Here is a 17,335-nt window from a genome sequence, read left to right on the forward strand (position 1 = left end):
TGCGGCCCCCTTAGGCCCGATCCGACACGCGTTCGCCGAGCAGGCCGGTGGGCTTGAAGATCAGCACCAGGCCCAGGATGATGAAGGCGAAGATGTCCTGGTAGGACGAGTTCAGGAAGCCGAAGGTCATGTGTTCGATGTAGCCGGCACCGAAGGATTCAACCAGGCCGAGCACGATGCCGCCGAGCATGGCGCCGCCCAGGTTGCCGATGCCGCCCAGCACCGCGGCGGTGAAGGCCTTGAGGCCGGGCATGAAGCCCATGCCGTAGTGGGCGATGCCGTAGTTGCTGGCGAACATCACGCCCGCTACCGCGGCCAGTGCGGCGCCGACGACGAAGGTGAAGGCGATCACCGCGTTGGTGTCGACCCCCATCAGGCTGGCGACGCGGTGGTTCTCGGCGGTGGCGCGCATCGCGCGGCCGATCTTGGTGCGGGTCACCAACAGCGTCAGCCCGATCATGATCGCGGCCGAGGCCAGGATGATGACGACCTGCACCGGGGTGATGAATACGCCCGGGATCGGTTCCAGCGGCGTGGTCGAGATCAGCTGCGGGAAGGTGTGGTAGTTGCGTCCCCAGATGATCATCGCCACGGTCTGCAGCAGGAAGGACATGCCGATCGCGGTGATCAGCGGCGCCAGGCGGGGGGCATTGCGCAATCGCCGGTAGGCGAGGCGTTCCATCAGAAAGCCCAGCGTCATGCACACGGGGATGGCGACCATCAACGCGATGGTGAGCATGTAGATGGGCGACATCCCGGGTGCGACGCCCATCAGGAACATCATGGTCTGCAGTGCGGTCAGGGCGCCGACCATCAGCACGTCGCCGTGGGCGAAGTTGATGAGGCCGAGGATGCCATAGACCATCGTGTAGCCCAGTGCGATCAGCGCATACACGCTGCCGATCACCAGACCGTTGATGAGTTGTTGGATGAGGGTTTCCATTTTGGACGGGTCGCTGAGCAGGTGAGGCCTTGGGAAGGAGCCTGTTGGTCCGGGTGGCGGTCAGGCAGGACGACTCTGAGGGGCAAGGTCTGGAGGCTGCGCGGCGAAGCACTCTCCAGGCCTTGCCCCTCACGCGGGGCGCGTGAGGGGCTGCCGATGCTTACAGCGCGACCCAGGTACCGTCCTTGAACTGGTACATCGTGACCGCGCCTTCCTTGATGTCGCCCTTGTCGTCGAAGGAGACATTGCCGGTGACGCCGTCGAAGTTGATCTTCTTCAGCTCGGGCAGATACTTGGACGGCTCGACCGAGCCCGCCTTTTCCATCGCCTTCACGATCGCCATCGCGGCGTCGTAGGCATAGGGCGCGTAGAGCTGCACTTCGCCGTTGAAGCGTGCCTTGTAGTCGGCACGGAACTTGGCGCCGCCAGGCATCTTGTCCAGCGGCAGGCCAGCCATCGAGCAATAGGTGGTCGCATTGATGGCGTCGCCCGCGAGCTTGATCATTTCCGGGCTGCAGCCGCCGTCGCCAGTCAGGAACTTGGCGTTGATGCCGAGCTGCTTGATCTGGCGCAGCATCGGGCCGGCCTGGGCGTCCATGCCGCCGAAGAAGATCACGTCCGGGTTGGTGGCGCGGATCTTCGTCAGGATGGCGTTGAAGTCGGTGGCCTTGTCGGTGGTGAATTCACGCGCGACGACCTGGGCGCCGGCCGCCTTCACCGCCTTGTCGGTCTCGTCCGCCAGGCCCTGGCCGTAGGCGGTGCGGTCGTCGATGATCGCGACCTTGGCGGCGCCCAGCGTCTTCACCGCGAAGGTGCCCAGTGCACCGCCCTGCTGCACGTCGTTGGCGATGGTGCGGAACACGCCCTTGAAGTTCTGCTGCGTCAGCTTGGGGTTGGTCGATGCCGGCGAGATCTGCGGCACGCCGCCCTGGTCGTAGATGCGCGAAGCCGGAATCGAGGTGCCCGAGTTCAGGTGCCCGATCACGCCCTTGACGCCCGCATCCACCAGACGCTGCGCCACCGTGGTGCCGGTACGCGGGTCGGCCTGATCGTCCTCGCCGATCAGCTCGAACTTGACCTTCTTGCCGCCGATATCGGCGCCGCCCTGGGCGTTGATCGCGTCGACCGCCATGCGGCTGCCGTTTTCCAGATCCTTGCCAAGGTGCGAGATGGTGCCGGTCAGCGGCGCTGCGCTGCCGAGCTTGACGACTTCCTGGGCGTGGGCAGCGCCCAGACCGATGCTCATGACCGCGACTGCAACGATGCTTTTCTTCATGCTCGATTCTCCAGCGATATCAATGGATGACGATGTTGTTGTCCGACGCATCTGCGAGGTCTTGTCTCCCCTCGTCGGAGCCGTTGTCCCTGGCCCCTTCTCCTCCTGCCACGCCGGCCAGAACCGGCTCTGTGACAAAGGTTTTCGTATTCTGCACAAAAACGGGGCGCCGGCATGCCCCGTTACGGGGTGCTTCTGCCCACTTGATGTGATGCGGCGCAGCGAGAAATGCTCGACAAATCCAGCGCCTCCATATGCGAACAGCCGAATTGCTCTGCTCGTGGCTCATTTTCGCGTCAGTCAACAAGTGGTGCGATGCACAATCCGTGCCATGTTGCGGATAACCCTGATCGAGATCGTAAGCGTCATGTCAGGTCGTGAGGGCTGGACCGCTGTCGTCTTGCCATTTGGTCGGTTGCGGATGGTTGTAAAGATCGCCTGCTCCAGGCCCTCTTTCCATCAAGCATATGTATGGTCTAATGCCGATGGACTTCGATGGAGATGCGTTGGACATGATCAAGTCACCTGTGACGGATCTTCCTGAGCCGGCAGCGCTCCAGTTGCCTCGCTACTTTGCACATTCCACCAGTGATGACTCCAAATCCAACTGGCAGCCATTGAGTGAGCACTTGAGAGCTGTGGCCGCCCTCGCAGGGCAGTCCGCCACGTGGTTCGGTGGGCGTGAACTGGCGGAGTTAGGCGGTCTTCTGCATGACATCGGCAAATATACGGACGATTTCCAGCGACGCATCTCCGGTGATGCCGTTCGTGTAGACCACGCAACGCGTGGCGCCATGTTGGCCGTCGAGCGCTACAAGCAGATTGGCACTCTATTGGCTTATGGAATCGCGGGTCATCACGCGGGCTTAGCCAACGGCAGTGAGGGGGGAGAGCGCACCGCGCTTCGCGACCGACTGAAGGGCGCTGGATTGCCGCCATTGAAGGATGATTGGCGAAGCGAGATTCCCCTCCCCGAACGCCTCATGCCGCCTCGGCTCACGCCACATAAGGAGCGCGGCAGTTTCCAGTTTGCGTTCTTGGCGCGCATGCTCTTTTCCTGCCTTGTGGATGCGGACTATCTCGACACCGAAGCTTTCTACGATCGTGTCGCGCTTCCCGGGCAACCCAACGACCGCAGCGCATCGCGCGCGCAGGCATTGCCCTCGCTGCAAGCACTGCGCGAGCGCCTCGACACTTATCTCTCCGGCTTCACGGCCGACTCACATGTCAATCGCGTCCGCGCGGACATCCTTGCCCATACGCGCCAAGCCGCGCAGCATTCGCCCGGCCTGTTCTCGCTGACAGTACCGACAGGCGGCGGCAAAACGTTCGCCTCGCTGGCCTTCGCGCTCGACCATGCGATCAAGCATGGGCTGCGGCGGGTGATCTTTGTGATTCCCTTCACCAGCATCGTCGAGCAGAACGCCGCGGTGTTCCGTTCCGCGCTGGGTGATCTGGGGGAGGCTGCGGTATTGGAGCATCACAGTGCCTTCGTCGCTGCGCAACTTCCCCGTTCGGACGCCGAGCGCTACCAGGCCCGGGAAAAGCTGCGGCTCGCGATGGAGAACTGGGATGCGCCCATCATCGTCACCACCGCCGTGCAGTTCTTCGAGAGCCTGTTCGCGGCACGCCCGTCGCAATGCCGCAAGCTGCACAACATCGCCGGCAGCGTGGTCATACTCGACGAAGCGCAGACCCTGCCGCTCAAGCTGCTGCGGCCGGCTGTCGCGGCCATCGACGAACTGGCTCGCAACTACCGCAGCAGCATCGTCCTGTGCACGGCTACCCAGCCAGCCTTGAACGCGCCGGATTTTCGCGGCGGATTCGACAAGGACCAGGTACGCGAACTCGCCCCGAACCCGCCGGAGCTCTTCCGCAAGCTGGACCGAGTGCGCGTGCGCCATGTGGGTACGCTCGACGATGACGCGCTCGCGGCGCAGCTTCGCGATCTCGATCAGGTGTTGTGCATCGTCAACAACCGTCGCCACGCTCGCGCCCTGTATCAGGCGCTTGCCGACCGGCCGGGTGCCCGCCACCTGACCACACTGATGTGTGCCAGGCACCGTAGCCAGGTGTTGGCCGAGGTACGGGTACGCCTCAAGGCCGGTGAGCCCTGCCGGCTGGTGTCGACGTCGCTGATCGAAGCCGGCGTCGACATCTCGCTCCCCACCGTCTACCGCGCCGAAGCCGGCCTGGATTCTATCGCCCAGGCCGCGGGGCGTTGCAACCGCAACGGCGAGCGCGCAGCGGAGTTGAGCGAGGTGTGCGTGTTCGCCACCGCGAACGGCGACTGGGCGCCGCCGCCAGAGTTGCGCCAGTTCGCCCAAGCCGCACAGGAGGTCATGCGTCAGCCGCAGTTTCGCGACGATCCGCTGTCGCCGTCCGCGATCGAAGCCTACTTCCGACTTCTTTACTGGCAGAAGGGTGACAAGGAACTGGATAAGGCAGACCTGCTCGGCCTGTGCGCCGAAAGCCGTATCGACTCCCTGCCGTTGGAAACGCTGGCGGCCAAGTTCCACATGATCGAGACGGTGCAGATGCCGGTCATCGTGCCCTTCGACGACGATGCCCGCGATTACCTGAAGAGCCTGCACCACGTCGAAAAGAGCGGGGGCCTCGCGCGCAAGCTACAGCCCTACCTGGTGCAGTTGCCGCGCAACGGCTTCGACGCGTTGCGCAAGGCGGGCGCGGTTCAGCCCGTGGCGCCGGAGAAGTGGGGGGAGCAATTCATGGAGCTGGTCAACATGGATCTGTACGACCCGCGATTCGGGTTGTCCTGGGACGACCCGGCGTTCATCAAGTCCGAGAGCTTGATGTGGTGATGAAACCGAAGAAGAGCGTCATCTACATGATCACGTATCCGAACGGGAAGATCTACGTTGGCCAGGACCGGACCAACAGCATCAACTACTTCGGCAGTGCCAGCAGTGAGTTGATCGCGCGCGACTTCACCGATGAACAACGACGGGACTTCGTGATCCGCCGCACGATTCTGTGGGAGTCCGAATCAGCCTCGGCAGGGGAAGTTACGCACATGGAAGCCGAGCTGATTCGCCAGAACCAGTCCAACAATCCGTCCATCGGCTACAACCGCTGTCCGAAGTACGTCCCGGTACCGAGTGGCCAAGACGATGCAACCAAGGGAGGGCACGAGGAATGAGCTTTGGAATCCGCCTGCACGTCTGGGGCGATCGGGCCTGCTTCACACGGCCGGAAATGAAGGTGGAGCGGGTGAGCTACGACGTCATCACGCCGTCGGCCGCGCGCGGCATTCTGGAGGCCATTCACTGGAAGCCGGCGATCCGCTGGGTGGTGGATCGCATCCATGTGCTCAAGCCGGTGCGCTTCGAATCCATCCGCCGCAACGAGGTCGGCGGCAAGCTGTCTCCGGGCAACGTGAGCAAGGCGATGAAGGCGGGCACCGCCGCCGGGCTGGCGACCTACGTCGACGAAGACCGCCAGCAGCGTGCCGCCACGGTGTTGCGCGACGTGGCCTACGTGATCGAGGCCCACTTCGAGCTCACCGACAAGGCGGGGCCGGACGATTCGGTGGGCAAGCATCTGGATATCTTCAACCGTCGCGCCCGCAAGGGGCAGCACTTCCATGCACCGTGCCTGGGCGTGCGCGAGTTTCCCGCCCATTTCAGCCTGATCGAGGATGGTCAGCCGCTGCCCGAAGCACACCCCGAACGCGAAGCCGACAAGGACCTGGGCTGGATGCTGCATGACATCGATTTCGCTCGGGACATGACGCCACGCTTCTTCCGTGCGCAGTTGAAGGCAGGCGTCATCGAGGTGCCGCCGTGGCAGGGCGAGGAGGTCAAGTCATGATCCTGCAGGCGTTGAACCGCTATTACGAGCGGCTGATCGAGCAAAAGCCCGAGGATGTAGCCCCCGCCGGTTGCAGCCCAGAAAAGATCAGCTTCGAGATCCTGCTCACGCCGGATGGCGATGTGGCGCAGGTCAACGACATTCGCGACACCTCCGGCAAGAAGCCCCTGCCGCGCATGCTCAATGTGCCGCAGGCCGAAAAACGCACGGTAGGAATCAAGTCCAACTTGCTGTGGGACAAGACCAGCTACGTGCTTGGCGTGAGCAACACCAGCAAGCGCGCCGACAAGGAGCATGAGGCCTTCGTCGAATTGCACGAAGCCGTACTCGTCGGCGAGGACGACCCCGGACTCAAGGCCTTGCTCAGCTTCCTGCGCGGCTGGTCGCCGGATCAGTTCGAGGCACGTGGTTTTCCTGCCGACATGGTCGACGCCAACCTCGTGTTCCGGATGGACGGCGAGCATTGCTTCCTGCACGACCGGCCAGCCGCACGGGCGGTGCGCGCCCGGCTGCTCGCAGGCGACGTGGGACAGGAAGCGGAGGCTAGCGGGGCGGTTTGCCTGGTCAGCGGAGAAGTGGCACCGGTGGCCCGCCTGCATCCCGCGATCAAGGGGGTGAACGGGGCGCAGAGTTCGGGCGCGTCCATCGTCTCCTTCAATCTCGACGCCTTCACCTCCTACGCCAAGAGCCAGGGCGACAACGCACCGATATCCGAGCAGGCCGCCTTCGCCTACACCACGGCGCTGAACTACCTGCTGCGCCGGGGCGAGCACAACCGTCAGCGTCTGCAGGTAGGCGACGCATCGGTGGTGTTCTGGGCCGAAGCCGCCGATGCGAAGCAGGCGAGCGCGGCCGAGGATCTGTTTGCCACCCTGCTCAACCCGCCTGCCGATGATGCATCGGAGGCAGCGCGGGTGCGCGCGGTGCTGGAGCGCATCGCGAAAGGCCGCCCGGTGGCGGACCTCGTTCCCAATCTCGAACCCGGTACCCGCATGTATGTGCTGGGCCTCGCGCCCAATGCCTCGCGCCTGTCGGTGCGCTTCTGGCAGGTGGATACGCTGGCGGTGCTCGCTGGCCGCATCGCCCAGCATGCGGAAGACCTGCATCTGGAGCCGCTGCCCTGGCGCACCGAACCATCCGTGTATCGGCTGGTGCTGGCGACGGTGCCGCACCGCGAGGGTGTCAAGCCCAAGGCCGACGACGCGATCAACATCGTCATCGGCGAGACGATGCGCGCGATTCTCAGCGGCGGGCCGTATCCACGCAGCCTGCTGGCCAACACCATCATGCGGTTTCGGGCGGACGGAGACATCTCCGGCCTGCGCGTGGCCTTGTGCAAGGGCGTTCTGGCGCGCGAGCGGCGCCGGGACATTCGTACATCCGAGGAGGAGATCCCCGTGAGTCTCGACAAGCAATCCACCCAGCCCGGCTACCTACTCGGGCGGCTGTTCGCAGTCCTGGAGCACGTGCAGCGCGCCGCCCTGGGCAGCCAGGTCAACGCCACGATTCGCGACCGGTATTACGGTGCGGCGTCGGCAACGCCGGCTTCCATCTTTCCGGTGCTGCTACGCAACACCCAGAACCACCTCGGCAAGCTGCGCAAGGATCGTAAGGGGCAGGCCGTAAATCTGGAAAAGGACATCAGCGAGATCGTCGGCGGCTTGCCCGACCAGTTCCCGCGCAGCCTCAAGATCGAAGACCAGGGTCGTTTCGCCATCGGCTACTACCACCAGTCGCAGTCCTACTTCACGCGCCGCGACGCGGCTGATAGCGCGTATGCCGACGAATCCGCCCAACCTACCGACATCGAAACCGAAGGAGCCGACCAATGACCGCCATCGCCCACCGCTACGAGTTCGTTTATCTGTTCGACGTAACCAACGGCAACCCCAACGGCGACCCGGACGCCGGAAATCTGCCGCGGCTCGACCCGGAAACGAACTGCGGCTTGGTGACCGACGTCGCGCTCAAGCGCAAGATCCGCAACTTCGTCACGCTGGACAAGGAAGGGACACCGGGCTTCGCCATCTACATGCAGGAGAAGGCGGTACTCAACAACCAGCACCTTTTGGGCCGTCAAGCCGTGGGTCTGACGAACGAAAGCAAGGAAGAGCTTAAGAAGCTGCCAAAAGACGAGGCCAAGGCCCGTGAGATCACCGCTTGGATGTGCGCGAACTTCTTCGACGTGCGCACCTTCGGCGCGGTGATGACTACCGGCGTCAATGCCGGTCAAGTACGGGGGCCGGTACAACTGGCGTTTGCGACCTCTGTCGAACCAGTCCTGCCACTGGAAATCTCGATTACCCGCATGGCAGTCACTACCGCGGAGGAGGCGGAGAAGCAATCGGGAGACAACCGCACCATGGGCCGCAAGCACATCCTGCCCTACGGGCTGTATCGCGCCCACGGTTTCGTCTCCGCCAAGCTCGCTGAACGCACCGGCTTTTCCGACAACGACCTGCAATTGCTGTGGCATGCGCTCATCAACATGTTCGAGCACGACCGCTCAGCGGCGCGCGGCGAGATGGCGGCGCGCAAGCTGATTGTGTTCGAGCACGAAAGCGCCATGGGCAATGCACCGGCTCATGTGCTGTTCGATGCGGTCGAGGTGAAGCGTGCTGAGGGTACCGAAGACTGCCCCGCGCGCAGCTTTGCGGACTATCGCGTCCGCGTCGACGCGGACGCCATGCCTAAGGGCGTGAGCGTGCGCGAACTGCTGTAAGCGAACGGGCGGAGCGGGGAACGCCATGGAAGAACCCGACGACCTCATCCCCCTCTCCGCCCTGCAGCATTATCTCTATTGCCCGCGCCAGTGCGCGTTGATCCATGTCGAGCGCCTGTGGGCCGAGAACCGCCAGACCGCCGAGGGGCGTTTGCTGCACGACCGCGCCGACACACCGCAGATCGAGCGTCGTCATGGCGTGCGCACGATCACCGCGATGCCGTTATCCAGTGCAGAACTTGGCATTGCTGGAGTCGCGGACGTCGTGGAGCTCAGGGCGGATGAGGGGGGTGAGCATCCTTTCCCGGTCGAGTACAAGCGCGGCAGCCCAAAGCATCATCGCGCCGACGAGGTACAGCTATGCGCGCAAGCGCTGTGTCTGGAGGTGATGTTCGGCTGCAGGGTGGGGGAGGGCGCCCTGTTCTACGGCCAGACCCGCCGCCGGCAGGCGGTGGTGTTCGACCATGCGTTGCGCCAGCTGACGCTGGAAACGATAAAGGCCGCGCGCGAGATGATCCGTGCGGGACATACCCCGACGGCGAGCTACAAGGCCAAACGCTGCGATGCCTGCTCGCTCATTGATCTCTGCCAGCCGAAACTGCTCGGTAAGGGGCGGGACGTCGAGACCTGGTTGCGTGGTCAGATTGCCGAGGAGCCCTAAAGCATGCGTCGACAGCTCAATACCGTATATGTGACTACAGAAGGCGCGTGGCTGCGCAAGGATGGCGAGAACATCGTCATGGAAGTCGAGGGGGAGACGCGTGCGCGCTTACCGGCTCACATGCTTGACAGCCTAGTCTGCTTCGGCCGCGTGCTGGTCTCGCCGCCGCTGCTCGGCTATTGCGCAGAACAGGGCATCAGCGTTTGCTACCTTAGCCCCAACGGAAAATTCCTTGCTCGCGTGGAAGGGCCAGTTTCCGGCAACGTGTTGCTGCGCCGCGAGCAGTACCGACGCAGCGACGACGGGCCGCGCTGTGCCGCCATCGTGCGCAACCTGCTGGTGGGCAAGGTGCACAACCAGCGCGCGGTGGTGTCGCGCGGGCTACGTGACTATGGCGACGATTTGCCGACGTCGGCCCGTGACGCGTTGCTTCACACCGATATGCGGCTCAAGCGTATCGGCGCCGGTTTGCTTGCTGAGGCGCCGATCGACATCTTACGAGGCCTGGAAGGCGAAGCGGCCCAAGCCTATTTCGGGGTATTCGACCATCTGATTCGCGTGCCGGATGCTGCGATGCGGTTTTCTGGACGTAGCAGGCGCCCCCCAACGGATGCGGTCAATGCGTTGCTGTCATTTCTCTATACGCTATTGACGCACGATTGCCGCTCGGCGCTCGAAACCGTTGGGCTGGATCCAGCCGTGGGGTTTCTCCATCGTGACCGTCCTGGCCGCCCCAGCTTGGCGCTCGACCTCGTCGAGGAATTCCGACCTGCGCTTGCCGACCGAATGGCCCTGTCGCTGATCAACCGCAAGCAAGTTTCCGCGCGCGACTTCATACGAATGGACAACGGTGCCGTGCTGCTCAAGGAGGATGCGCGCAAGACCGTGCTTACGGCCTACCAGGAGCGCAAGCGAGAACAGCTTCGCCATGCCTTTCTCGATGAGAAGGTCGAGATCGGGTTGTTTCCGGTCGTCCAGGCTCAGTTGCTCGCCCGGCACCTTCGTGGCGATCTCGACGCCTATCCCCCATTCCTCTGGAAGTAGGGTGACGTCATGATGGTTCTCGTCAGCTACGACGTAAGCACGAGCAGCGCTAGTGGCGAGAAGCGCCTGCGTCGCCTGGCCAAGGCGTGTCGTGACTACGGGCAGAGGGTGCAGTACTCAGTGTTCGAGATCGAGGTGGACTACGCGCAGTGGACCTTCCTGAAGAATCGGCTGTGCGAATTGATTGATCCCGAGCAGGATAGTCTGCGGTTCTATTATCTCGGCAAGAACTGGCAGAGCAAGGTCGAACATGTCGGCGCCAAACCAGTCATTGATCTGAACGGCCCGCTCATCCTCTGAGTCCTTGCGTGCGAACCTGAAGCGTCCATAAAAACCAGGGGAGGTTCGCACTGTGGCAAAACCATTGATCTTCTGGTTGTCCGGCGAAGAACTCGATAGTCACGCCCCCGTTTTCAAGCAGTGCTTTCTTGGTTCGCCGAGATCCGATATTTTTCGTATTGTTTTCATGTTGTTGTAAGGACACAGTCGCGCCCCGCGTGGGCGCGTGGATTGAAACTTCGACACGGCGCCATTCCGTGACGCACCGTTATGTCGCGCCCCGCGTGGGCGCGTGGATTGAAACCACCGGACGAGCGTGTGTTGTACGGCGGGGGCGCGTCGCGCCCCGCGTGGGCGCGTGGATTGAAACCGCACCCAGGAACGCAACCGCATCGGCGGCTACGGCGTCGCGCCCCGCGTGGGCGCGTGGATTGAAACACCTCCTGCACCTCGCGCCACACCGCACGCATTGTCGCGCCCCGCGTGGGCGCGTGGATTGAAACTCGGCACAGCTTGCCGTCAACGCCGCGGATGTCGGCGTCGCGCCCCGCGTGGGCGCGTGGATTGAAACGCAAATCCTGCCAGATTGAGCGATTGCCGGCCCGGTCGCGCCCCGCGTGGGCGCGTGGATTGAAACGAAGCGCCTTTGCGGCTTCGAAGTGGGTCAGCGGCGGTCGCGCCCCGCGTGGGCGCGTGGATTGAAACAGCAGCTCCCCCGTGGTGAAGTCGTACCAAGACACGTCGCGCCCCGCGTGGGCGCGTGGATTGAAACAGCGCCAAGCAGTGGGCGCCGCGCCAGCGCTTGGGTCGCGCCCCGCGTGGGCGCGTGGATTGAAACAGTGGCTTGGTGCTGTGGTGGCGGACGAGGTCCTGTCGCGCCCCGCGTGGGCGCGTGGATTGAAACTTGCGCACGTTTTCGCGATGCCACGCGAGCACCTGTCGCGCCCCGCGTGGGCGCGTGGATTGAAACATCGAAGGCGACGAGAAGAAGAGCATCCTCACCTTGTCGCGCCCCGCGTGGGCGCGTGGATTGAAACGTTGCGAGTTTCGAGACGTCGTCGCCGTATTCCTGTCGCGCCCCGCGTGGGCGCGTGGATTGAAACGTCCAGGCCTGCCCAAGCGCCAGCGTGATACCCGCGTCGCGCCCCGCGTGGGCGCGTGGATTGAAACAGGGTCGAGCCTAGAACCGATGATGAGGTTGGCGGTCGCGCCCCGCGTGGGCGCGTGGATTGAAACGGCCAGTCGATCGACGCCGCCGACGACTTCGACGAAGTCGCGCCCCGCGTGGGCGCGTGGATTGAAACATGCCTTGTGCGCCAACCACGGCCACGTGGCCGGTCGCGCCCCGCGTGGGCGCGTGGATTGAAACTGCTGCGCCAGCGCGTCAATGAGGCCGCCCGCGCGTCGCGCCCCGCGTGGGCGCGTGGATTGAAACTCGATCTTCGATAGCTCGAAGTCGCGGTCTAGGGTCGCGCCCCGCGTGGGCGCGTGGATTGAAACTTTGTACTGATGCCGGTTCGGAGGTCTGCACTTCGGTCGCGCCCCGCGTGGGCGCGTGGATTGAAACTGGTGTGGGGTGTGGCGGCCGTGGGCGGTCAGCAGTCGCGCCCCGCGTGGGCGCGTGGATTGAAACGTCTGCTCCTTCCGGCTGCCAGGCAAGGGAGGCATCGTCGCGCCCCGCGTGGGCGCGTGGATTGAAACTTAAGCGGCTCGGTGACAGTGATCGTGCTCGGCAGGTCGCGCCCCGCGTGGGCGCGTGGATTGAAACTGTTTCGGCGCGGGGGCGAGGCGTCGGACGCGCGGGTCGCGCCCCGCGTGGGCGCGTGGATTGAAACATCGCCTGTTCTTCGGCGCGGGCGGCCACCGCCGCGTCGCGCCCCGCGTGGGCGCGTGGATTGAAACCCGCCGATTGCCGGGACTGTCACGCTTCTGTCGGCGTCGCGCCCCGCGTGGGCGCGTGGATTGAAACTACTCAGTGGCCTTCCCATCCGGCACCGCGAGCGGGTCGCGCCCCGCGTGGGCGCGTGGATTGAAACGCGTCACACTGCGGCGGTGCTCAAGCTGCATGGTCGCGCCCCGCGTGGGCGCGTGGATTGAAACGCATCACCTCGTCTGCCGCAGCGTCGTCTGCGCCGTCGCGCCCCGCGTGGGCGCGTGGATTGAAACCTTGATGCAGCGGAGGCAAGGCGCAAGTAGCCTCGCGTCGCGCCCCGCGTGGGCGCGTGGATTGAAACTCGAGATCGGCGACACCGTGATGATACTGTCGCCGTCGCGCCCCGCGTGGGCGCGTGGATTGAAACAGGTGCTTGCGCGTCTGCTGGATGCCCGTTACAAGTCGCGCCCCGCGTGGGCGCGTGGATTGAAACAGTGCGCGTGGCGACGTCGATGCGATCGGGCACGGTCGCGCCCCGCGTGGGCGCGTGGATTGAAACAGGCCGACGACGCCGCTATCTGCACCGTCGAACGTCGCGCCCCGCGTGGGCGCGTGGATTGAAACTGCAATCGCGCGCGCAAGGCCCGGCGTCTGCTCCAGTCGCGCCCCGCGTGGGCGCGTGGATTGAAACCGTTAGCCATCGACGTGGTCCGCCCGGTCATGGACTAGTCGCGCCCCGCGTGGGCGCGTGGATTGAAACGCGCCGTTGGTGGCTGTCGAGATGCCGAGAGGGGGTGTCGCGCCCCGCGTGGGCGCGTGGATTGAAACCGCATCCGGTCGAGATACGCCGCAACGTCCTCGGGTCGCGCCCCGCGTGGGCGCGTGGATTGAAACCTGGCGAGCGCTGGGTGGGCTTTTCGGCCGAAGAGGTCGCGCCCCGCGTGGGCGCGTGGATTGAAACTGCAGTGCGTCGATGGCCGTCGATGCCTGCGAAATGGTCGCGCCCCGCGTGGGCGCGTGGATTGAAACAGAATGTTGAGAGCTGCTTCCAGCAGCTGTAGCGGGTCGCGCCCCGCGTGGGCGCGTGGATTGAAACATGGTGGGTCCCTACTTGAAAAGGTCCGGGAACATGTCGCGCCCCGCGTGGGCGCGTGGATTGAAACGAGCGCCCCCCATACGACCTCTACCGTGTAGTCCTCGTCGCGCCCCGCGTGGGCGCGTGGATTGAAACTAGGCTGTAGGCGGTGCTGGCCGTGAGCCCCGAGATCGTCGCGCCCCGCGTGGGCGCGTGGATTGAAACCCTGCGCCGACCGCGAACTGGGGCAGCGTCACGCACGTCGCGCCCCGCGTGGGCGCGTGGATTGAAACCATGCCCACACGTCCGCATTAAATTTGCTGTTGAGGTCGCGCCCCGCGTGGGCGCGTGGATTGAAACACCGACGTGCTCACGCGCGAACTGCACCTGCCGGCCAGTCGCGCCCCGCGTGGGCGCGTGGATTGAAACCGCCTCATAGCCCAGACCAACAAGGGCAACTACCGGTCGCGCCCCGCGTGGGCGCGTGGATTGAAACATCGTGAAGGAGGGCGAGTGATGGCCTGGGCCTATGTCGCGCCCCGCGTGGGCGCGTGGATTGAAACCGCTCGGTGAAAGAGGCCATGGCCGCAGGCATCTAGTCGCGCCCCGCGTGGGCGCGTGGATTGAAACATTGCCGCAGCGAACCCCGCAGCAATCTCCGAGCGTCGCGCCCCGCGTGGGCGCGTGGATTGAAACCGTATCGGCGCGCAAGGGTCTGCACGTTGCGGCCGGTCGCGCCCCGCGTGGGCGCGTGGATTGAAACACGCGGCCGTCGGCCAGGGTGTTATCGACTGCAGGTCGCGCCCCGCGTGGGCGCGTGGATTGAAACGACCAGCAGCACCGCAAAGCGGCCGGCCAGCGCGTGTCGCGCCCCGCGTGGGCGCGTGGATTGAAACAGCCGCGTCGTCGAAAACCTCAACTACAGCGCGGAGTCGCGCCCCGCGTGGGCGCGTGGATTGAAACCAGATCGACAACTGATCGACATGCAGAACTGCATCGTCGCGCCCCGCGTGGGCGCGTGGATTGAAACCCCGAGCACGAAACAATCATCATGCACTCCGCGGACGTCGCGCCCCGCGTGGGCGCGTGGATTGAAACACCGCCAGCATCAGCGCCGATGGTGTCAAGGCAGCGTCGCGCCCCGCGTGGGCGCGTGGATTGAAACTCGGCCAGAATGAGGTCGGGCGTCTGGCTGCCGTCGGTCGCGCCCCGCGTGGGCGCGTGGATTGAAACTTCAAGGTCCGACTCGGCGCACCGCAGAGCTTGGGCGTCGCGCCCCGCGTGGGCGCGTGGATTGAAACGACACGTCGGTCGGAATCAACAACATCACGGCCGAGGTCGCGCCCCGCGTGGGCGCGTGGATTGAAACTGAAGTGCCGCAGCGCGGCAACACGTCGATCGAAGGTCGCGCCCCGCGTGGGCGCGTGGATTGAAACACCTCCTGCACCTCGCGCCACACCGCACGCATTTGTCGCGCCCCGCGTGGGCGCGTGGATTGAAACTTCTCGGTGGTCCGCCGCAGGTTGGCGCGCTCGCCGGTCGCGCCCCGCGTGGGCGCGTGGATTGAAACTCCGGCCGCGCCCGCCCGACGCGCTACACCGGCGTCGCGCCCCGCGTGGGCGCGTGGATTGAAACCGCGCCATCGTTCCGCCCTCCGTCATTGATCCGCGTCGCGCCCCGCGTGGGCGCGTGGATTGAAACGGCGCCGTGGTGGCGCTGGCATCGCCTCTGCTGCCGTCGCGCCCCGCGTGGGCGCGTGGATTGAAACTTCGTCGTGACGTGGCCTTTCGCCATGCGCTCTAGTCGCGCCCCGCGTGGGCGCGTGGATTGAAACCGTTCCGACTTCAAGCGCATGTTCGATGTGTGGCGGTCGCGCCCCGCGTGGGCGCGTGGATTGAAACCCAGCCAATCGCCGACTTCAGCGCGGCCAGAACCGGTCGCGCCCCGCGTGGGCGCGTGGATTGAAACGCCTGCTGCGCGGGCGTGAATGCTTTTGCCTCGTCGTCGCGCCCCGCGTGGGCGCGTGGATTGAAACAAATACGCCGACCAAGTGAGAATTGGGGACAATTTGTCGCGCCCCGCGTGGGCGCGTGGATTGAAACTCCGCGGCCAGGCGCTGGGCACCCCGGCCACATGGTGTCGCGCCCCGCGTGGGCGCGTGGATTGAAACGATAGCTCGGGCTGGACCGTGGCGACGGGCGGCAGCGTCGCGCCCCGCGTGGGCGCGTGGAATGCAGTCGGAGAAATCGGGCCGGTGTCTTCGTACCCGGAGCTCTTGTCGTCGTTGTGTGAGCTCAAGGTCGAATTAATGAGCGGGTGTCGGCTACGGGAGGTTTCGGAAAATGAGACGGGGGATGCAACTGCATCCCCCGTCTTGTATCACTTGGTCGGCATGTGAGCTTTCCCGTTCAGCCAAGTATGCAAACTATCATTCTGCTTACTTCAGCGGCTCCCACTTGCCATTGGCGAAGCCGTACAGGCTCACCCCGCCTTCCTTGATGTCGCCCTTGGGGTCGAAGGCGATGTTGCCGGTGACGCCCTTGAAGTTCACCTTCTGCATCGCCGGCAGGTACTTGGCCGGGTCGGTGGAGTCGGCGGCCTTCATGCCTTCGATCAGCGCGGTGGCGGCGTCGTAGGCATACGGGGCGTAGAGCAGCACGTCGACGTTGAAGCGCTGCTTGAAGCGCGACAGGAACTCGCCGCCGCCGGGCATCATCGACAGCGGGATGCCGGCCTGGGTGCAGAACACCTTGTCGTTGATCGCGTCGCCGGCCAGTTTCAGCATTTCGCCGGTGCAGGTGCCGTCGCCGCCGAGGAAGGTGGAGGCGATGCCGAGCTGGCGCATCTGGCGCAGCATCGGCGCACCCTGGGCGTCCATGCCACCGTAGAACACCGCGTCGGGGGTGCGGCCCTTGATCTTGGTGAGAATGGCGGTGAAGTCGGTGGCCTTGTCGTTGGTGAACTCACGGCCCACCACTTCGCCGCCCTGCTTCTTGACGCTTTCGGCAAAGGCGTCGGCCAGGCCCTGACCGTAAGCGGTACGGTCGTCGATGATGGCGAACTTCTTCACCTGCAGCTTCTCGACCGCGTACTTCGCCATGGCCTCGCCCTGCTGCAGGTCGTTGGCGATGACGCGGTAGGTGACCTTGTAGTTCTGCTGCGTCAGCTTGGGGCTGGTGGACGAGGGCGTGATCACCGGCACGCCCGCTTGTTCATACACGCGCGAGGCAGGAATCGAGGCGCCGGAGGTGGTGTGGCCGACGACGCCGACCACACCCGCGTCGGTCAGGCGTTGGGCAGCGGTGGTGGCCGTGCGCGGGTCGCCCTGGTCGTCCTCGCTGAGCAGCTCGAACTTGACCGGCTTGCCGCCGATGGTGAGGCCTTTGGCATTGGCGTCCTCCAGTGCCAGGCGGGCGCCGAATTCGCCGTCCTTGCCGAAATGCGCGATCGGGCCGGTCAGCGGGCCGGCGTGGCCGATCTTGACGACCGTCTGGGCGTGAGCGGCAAAGCCTGCGCTGACCAGGGCGAGAGCAAGCAGGGTCTTCTTCATGGGGCGTGTCTCCGAAGGTTGCAAAGAGTCACCGCGTGGGCGTTGCAAATCCCGGGGTGATGATCGATTCTAGCCCAGTGG

Annotated in this window: 11 protein-coding genes and 1 CRISPR repeat array; of the genes, 8 read left to right on the forward strand and 3 right to left on the reverse strand. The window is 64.8% G+C overall.

The genetic code is table 11. The features are described 5' to 3' along the window. Window positions 1–10: 10 nt before the first annotated feature. Together C664_RS11900 and C664_RS11905 are read right to left on the reverse strand one after the other, a co-directional pair. Window positions 11–943 carry a branched-chain amino acid ABC transporter permease gene (locus C664_RS11900; protein WP_004260224.1) on the reverse strand — a complete coding sequence of 311 codons (933 nt, stop codon included), beginning with the start codon at window positions 941–943 and terminating at the stop codon, window positions 11–13. A 160-nt stretch (window positions 944–1,103) separates the two neighbouring features. Continuing rightward, window positions 1,104–2,219, reverse strand: a complete 1,116-nt coding sequence (locus tag C664_RS11905) for a branched-chain amino acid ABC transporter substrate-binding protein (RefSeq protein WP_004260227.1) — start codon at window positions 2,217–2,219, stop codon at window positions 1,104–1,106. A 512-nt stretch (window positions 2,220–2,731) separates the two neighbouring features. Here C664_RS11905 and C664_RS11910 point away from each other — a divergent pair. From C664_RS11910 to cas2, 8 genes are read left to right on the forward strand one after another with little or no spacing between them, the layout of a single operon-like run. Further along, window positions 2,732–5,041, forward strand: a complete 2,310-nt coding sequence (locus C664_RS11910; protein ID WP_083483089.1) for a CRISPR-associated helicase/endonuclease Cas3 — start codon at window positions 2,732–2,734, stop codon at window positions 5,039–5,041. Then, window positions 5,041–5,379, forward strand: a complete 339-nt coding sequence (locus C664_RS11915; protein ID WP_038011658.1) for a hypothetical protein — start codon at window positions 5,041–5,043, stop codon at window positions 5,377–5,379. The genes C664_RS11910 and C664_RS11915 overlap by 1 nt, the downstream gene beginning before the upstream one ends. After that, on the forward strand, window positions 5,376–6,050 hold the full coding sequence (gene cas5c / locus C664_RS11920) for a type I-C CRISPR-associated protein Cas5c (RefSeq protein WP_004260232.1): 675 nt from the start codon (window positions 5,376–5,378) through the stop codon (window positions 6,048–6,050). The genes C664_RS11915 and cas5c overlap by 4 nt, the downstream gene beginning before the upstream one ends. After that, complete coding sequence (gene cas8c, locus C664_RS11925) at window positions 6,047–7,882, forward strand: type I-C CRISPR-associated protein Cas8c/Csd1 (RefSeq protein ID WP_004260234.1); 1,836 nt, start codon at window positions 6,047–6,049, stop codon at window positions 7,880–7,882. Before cas5c ends, cas8c begins: the two co-directional genes overlap by 4 nt. Beyond that, entirely contained in the window at window positions 7,879–8,772 is an 894-nt protein-coding gene (gene cas7c / locus C664_RS11930) for a type I-C CRISPR-associated protein Cas7/Csd2 (RefSeq protein ID WP_004260238.1), read from the forward strand. Before cas8c ends, cas7c begins: the two co-directional genes overlap by 4 nt. Before the next feature lie 25 nt (window positions 8,773–8,797). Further along, window positions 8,798–9,433 carry a CRISPR-associated protein Cas4 gene (gene cas4 / locus C664_RS11935; protein ID WP_004260241.1) on the forward strand — a complete coding sequence of 212 codons (636 nt, stop codon included), beginning with the start codon at window positions 8,798–8,800 and terminating at the stop codon, window positions 9,431–9,433. Window positions 9,434–9,436: 3 nt separating this feature from the next. Continuing rightward, window positions 9,437–10,477, forward strand: a complete 1,041-nt coding sequence (gene cas1c, locus C664_RS11940; RefSeq protein ID WP_004260244.1) for a type I-C CRISPR-associated endonuclease Cas1c — start codon at window positions 9,437–9,439, stop codon at window positions 10,475–10,477. Between the two features lie 9 nt (window positions 10,478–10,486). After that, complete coding sequence (cas2, locus tag C664_RS11945) at window positions 10,487–10,777, forward strand: CRISPR-associated endonuclease Cas2 (RefSeq protein ID WP_004260246.1); 291 nt, start codon at window positions 10,487–10,489, stop codon at window positions 10,775–10,777. 185 nt (window positions 10,778–10,962) lie between these two features. Beyond that, window positions 10,963–15,942: direct repeats of the CRISPR family, unit length 32 nt; unit sequence GTCGCGCCCCGCGTGGGCGCGTGGATTGAAAC. Window positions 15,943–16,141: 199 nt separating this feature from the next. Here the strand turns inward: cas2 and C664_RS11950 are convergent. Beyond that, window positions 16,142–17,254, reverse strand: coding sequence for a branched-chain amino acid ABC transporter substrate-binding protein (locus C664_RS11950; protein ID WP_004260273.1), 1,113 nt, complete (start codon window positions 17,252–17,254; stop codon window positions 16,142–16,144). Between the last annotated feature and the right edge of the window lie 81 nt (window positions 17,255–17,335).

Source organism: Thauera sp. 63, from assembly GCF_000310165.2.
Classification (GTDB): domain Bacteria; phylum Pseudomonadota; class Gammaproteobacteria; order Burkholderiales; family Rhodocyclaceae; genus Thauera; species Thauera humireducens.

Excerpts from the sequence above, each read along its gene's own strand:
- C664_RS11900 (WP_004260224.1), bottom strand. The coding sequence starts at position 943 with ATGGAAACCCTCATCCAACAACTCATCAACGGTCTGGTGATCGGCAGC.
- C664_RS11905 (WP_004260227.1), bottom strand. The coding sequence starts at position 2,219 with ATGAAGAAAAGCATCGTTGCAGTCGCGGTCATGAGCATCGGTCTGGGC.
- C664_RS11910 (WP_083483089.1), top strand. The coding sequence starts at position 2,732 with ATGATCAAGTCACCTGTGACGGATCTTCCTGAGCCGGCAGCGCTCCAG.
- C664_RS11915 (WP_038011658.1), top strand. The coding sequence starts at position 5,041 with ATGAAACCGAAGAAGAGCGTCATCTACATGATCACGTATCCGAACGGG.
- cas5c (WP_004260232.1), top strand. The coding sequence starts at position 5,376 with ATGAGCTTTGGAATCCGCCTGCACGTCTGGGGCGATCGGGCCTGCTTC.
- cas8c (WP_004260234.1), top strand. The coding sequence starts at position 6,047 with ATGATCCTGCAGGCGTTGAACCGCTATTACGAGCGGCTGATCGAGCAA.
- cas7c (WP_004260238.1), top strand. The coding sequence starts at position 7,879 with ATGACCGCCATCGCCCACCGCTACGAGTTCGTTTATCTGTTCGACGTA.
- cas4 (WP_004260241.1), top strand. The coding sequence starts at position 8,798 with ATGGAAGAACCCGACGACCTCATCCCCCTCTCCGCCCTGCAGCATTAT.
- cas1c (WP_004260244.1), top strand. The coding sequence starts at position 9,437 with ATGCGTCGACAGCTCAATACCGTATATGTGACTACAGAAGGCGCGTGG.
- cas2 (WP_004260246.1), top strand. The coding sequence starts at position 10,487 with ATGATGGTTCTCGTCAGCTACGACGTAAGCACGAGCAGCGCTAGTGGC.
- C664_RS11950 (WP_004260273.1), bottom strand. The coding sequence starts at position 17,254 with ATGAAGAAGACCCTGCTTGCTCTCGCCCTGGTCAGCGCAGGCTTTGCC.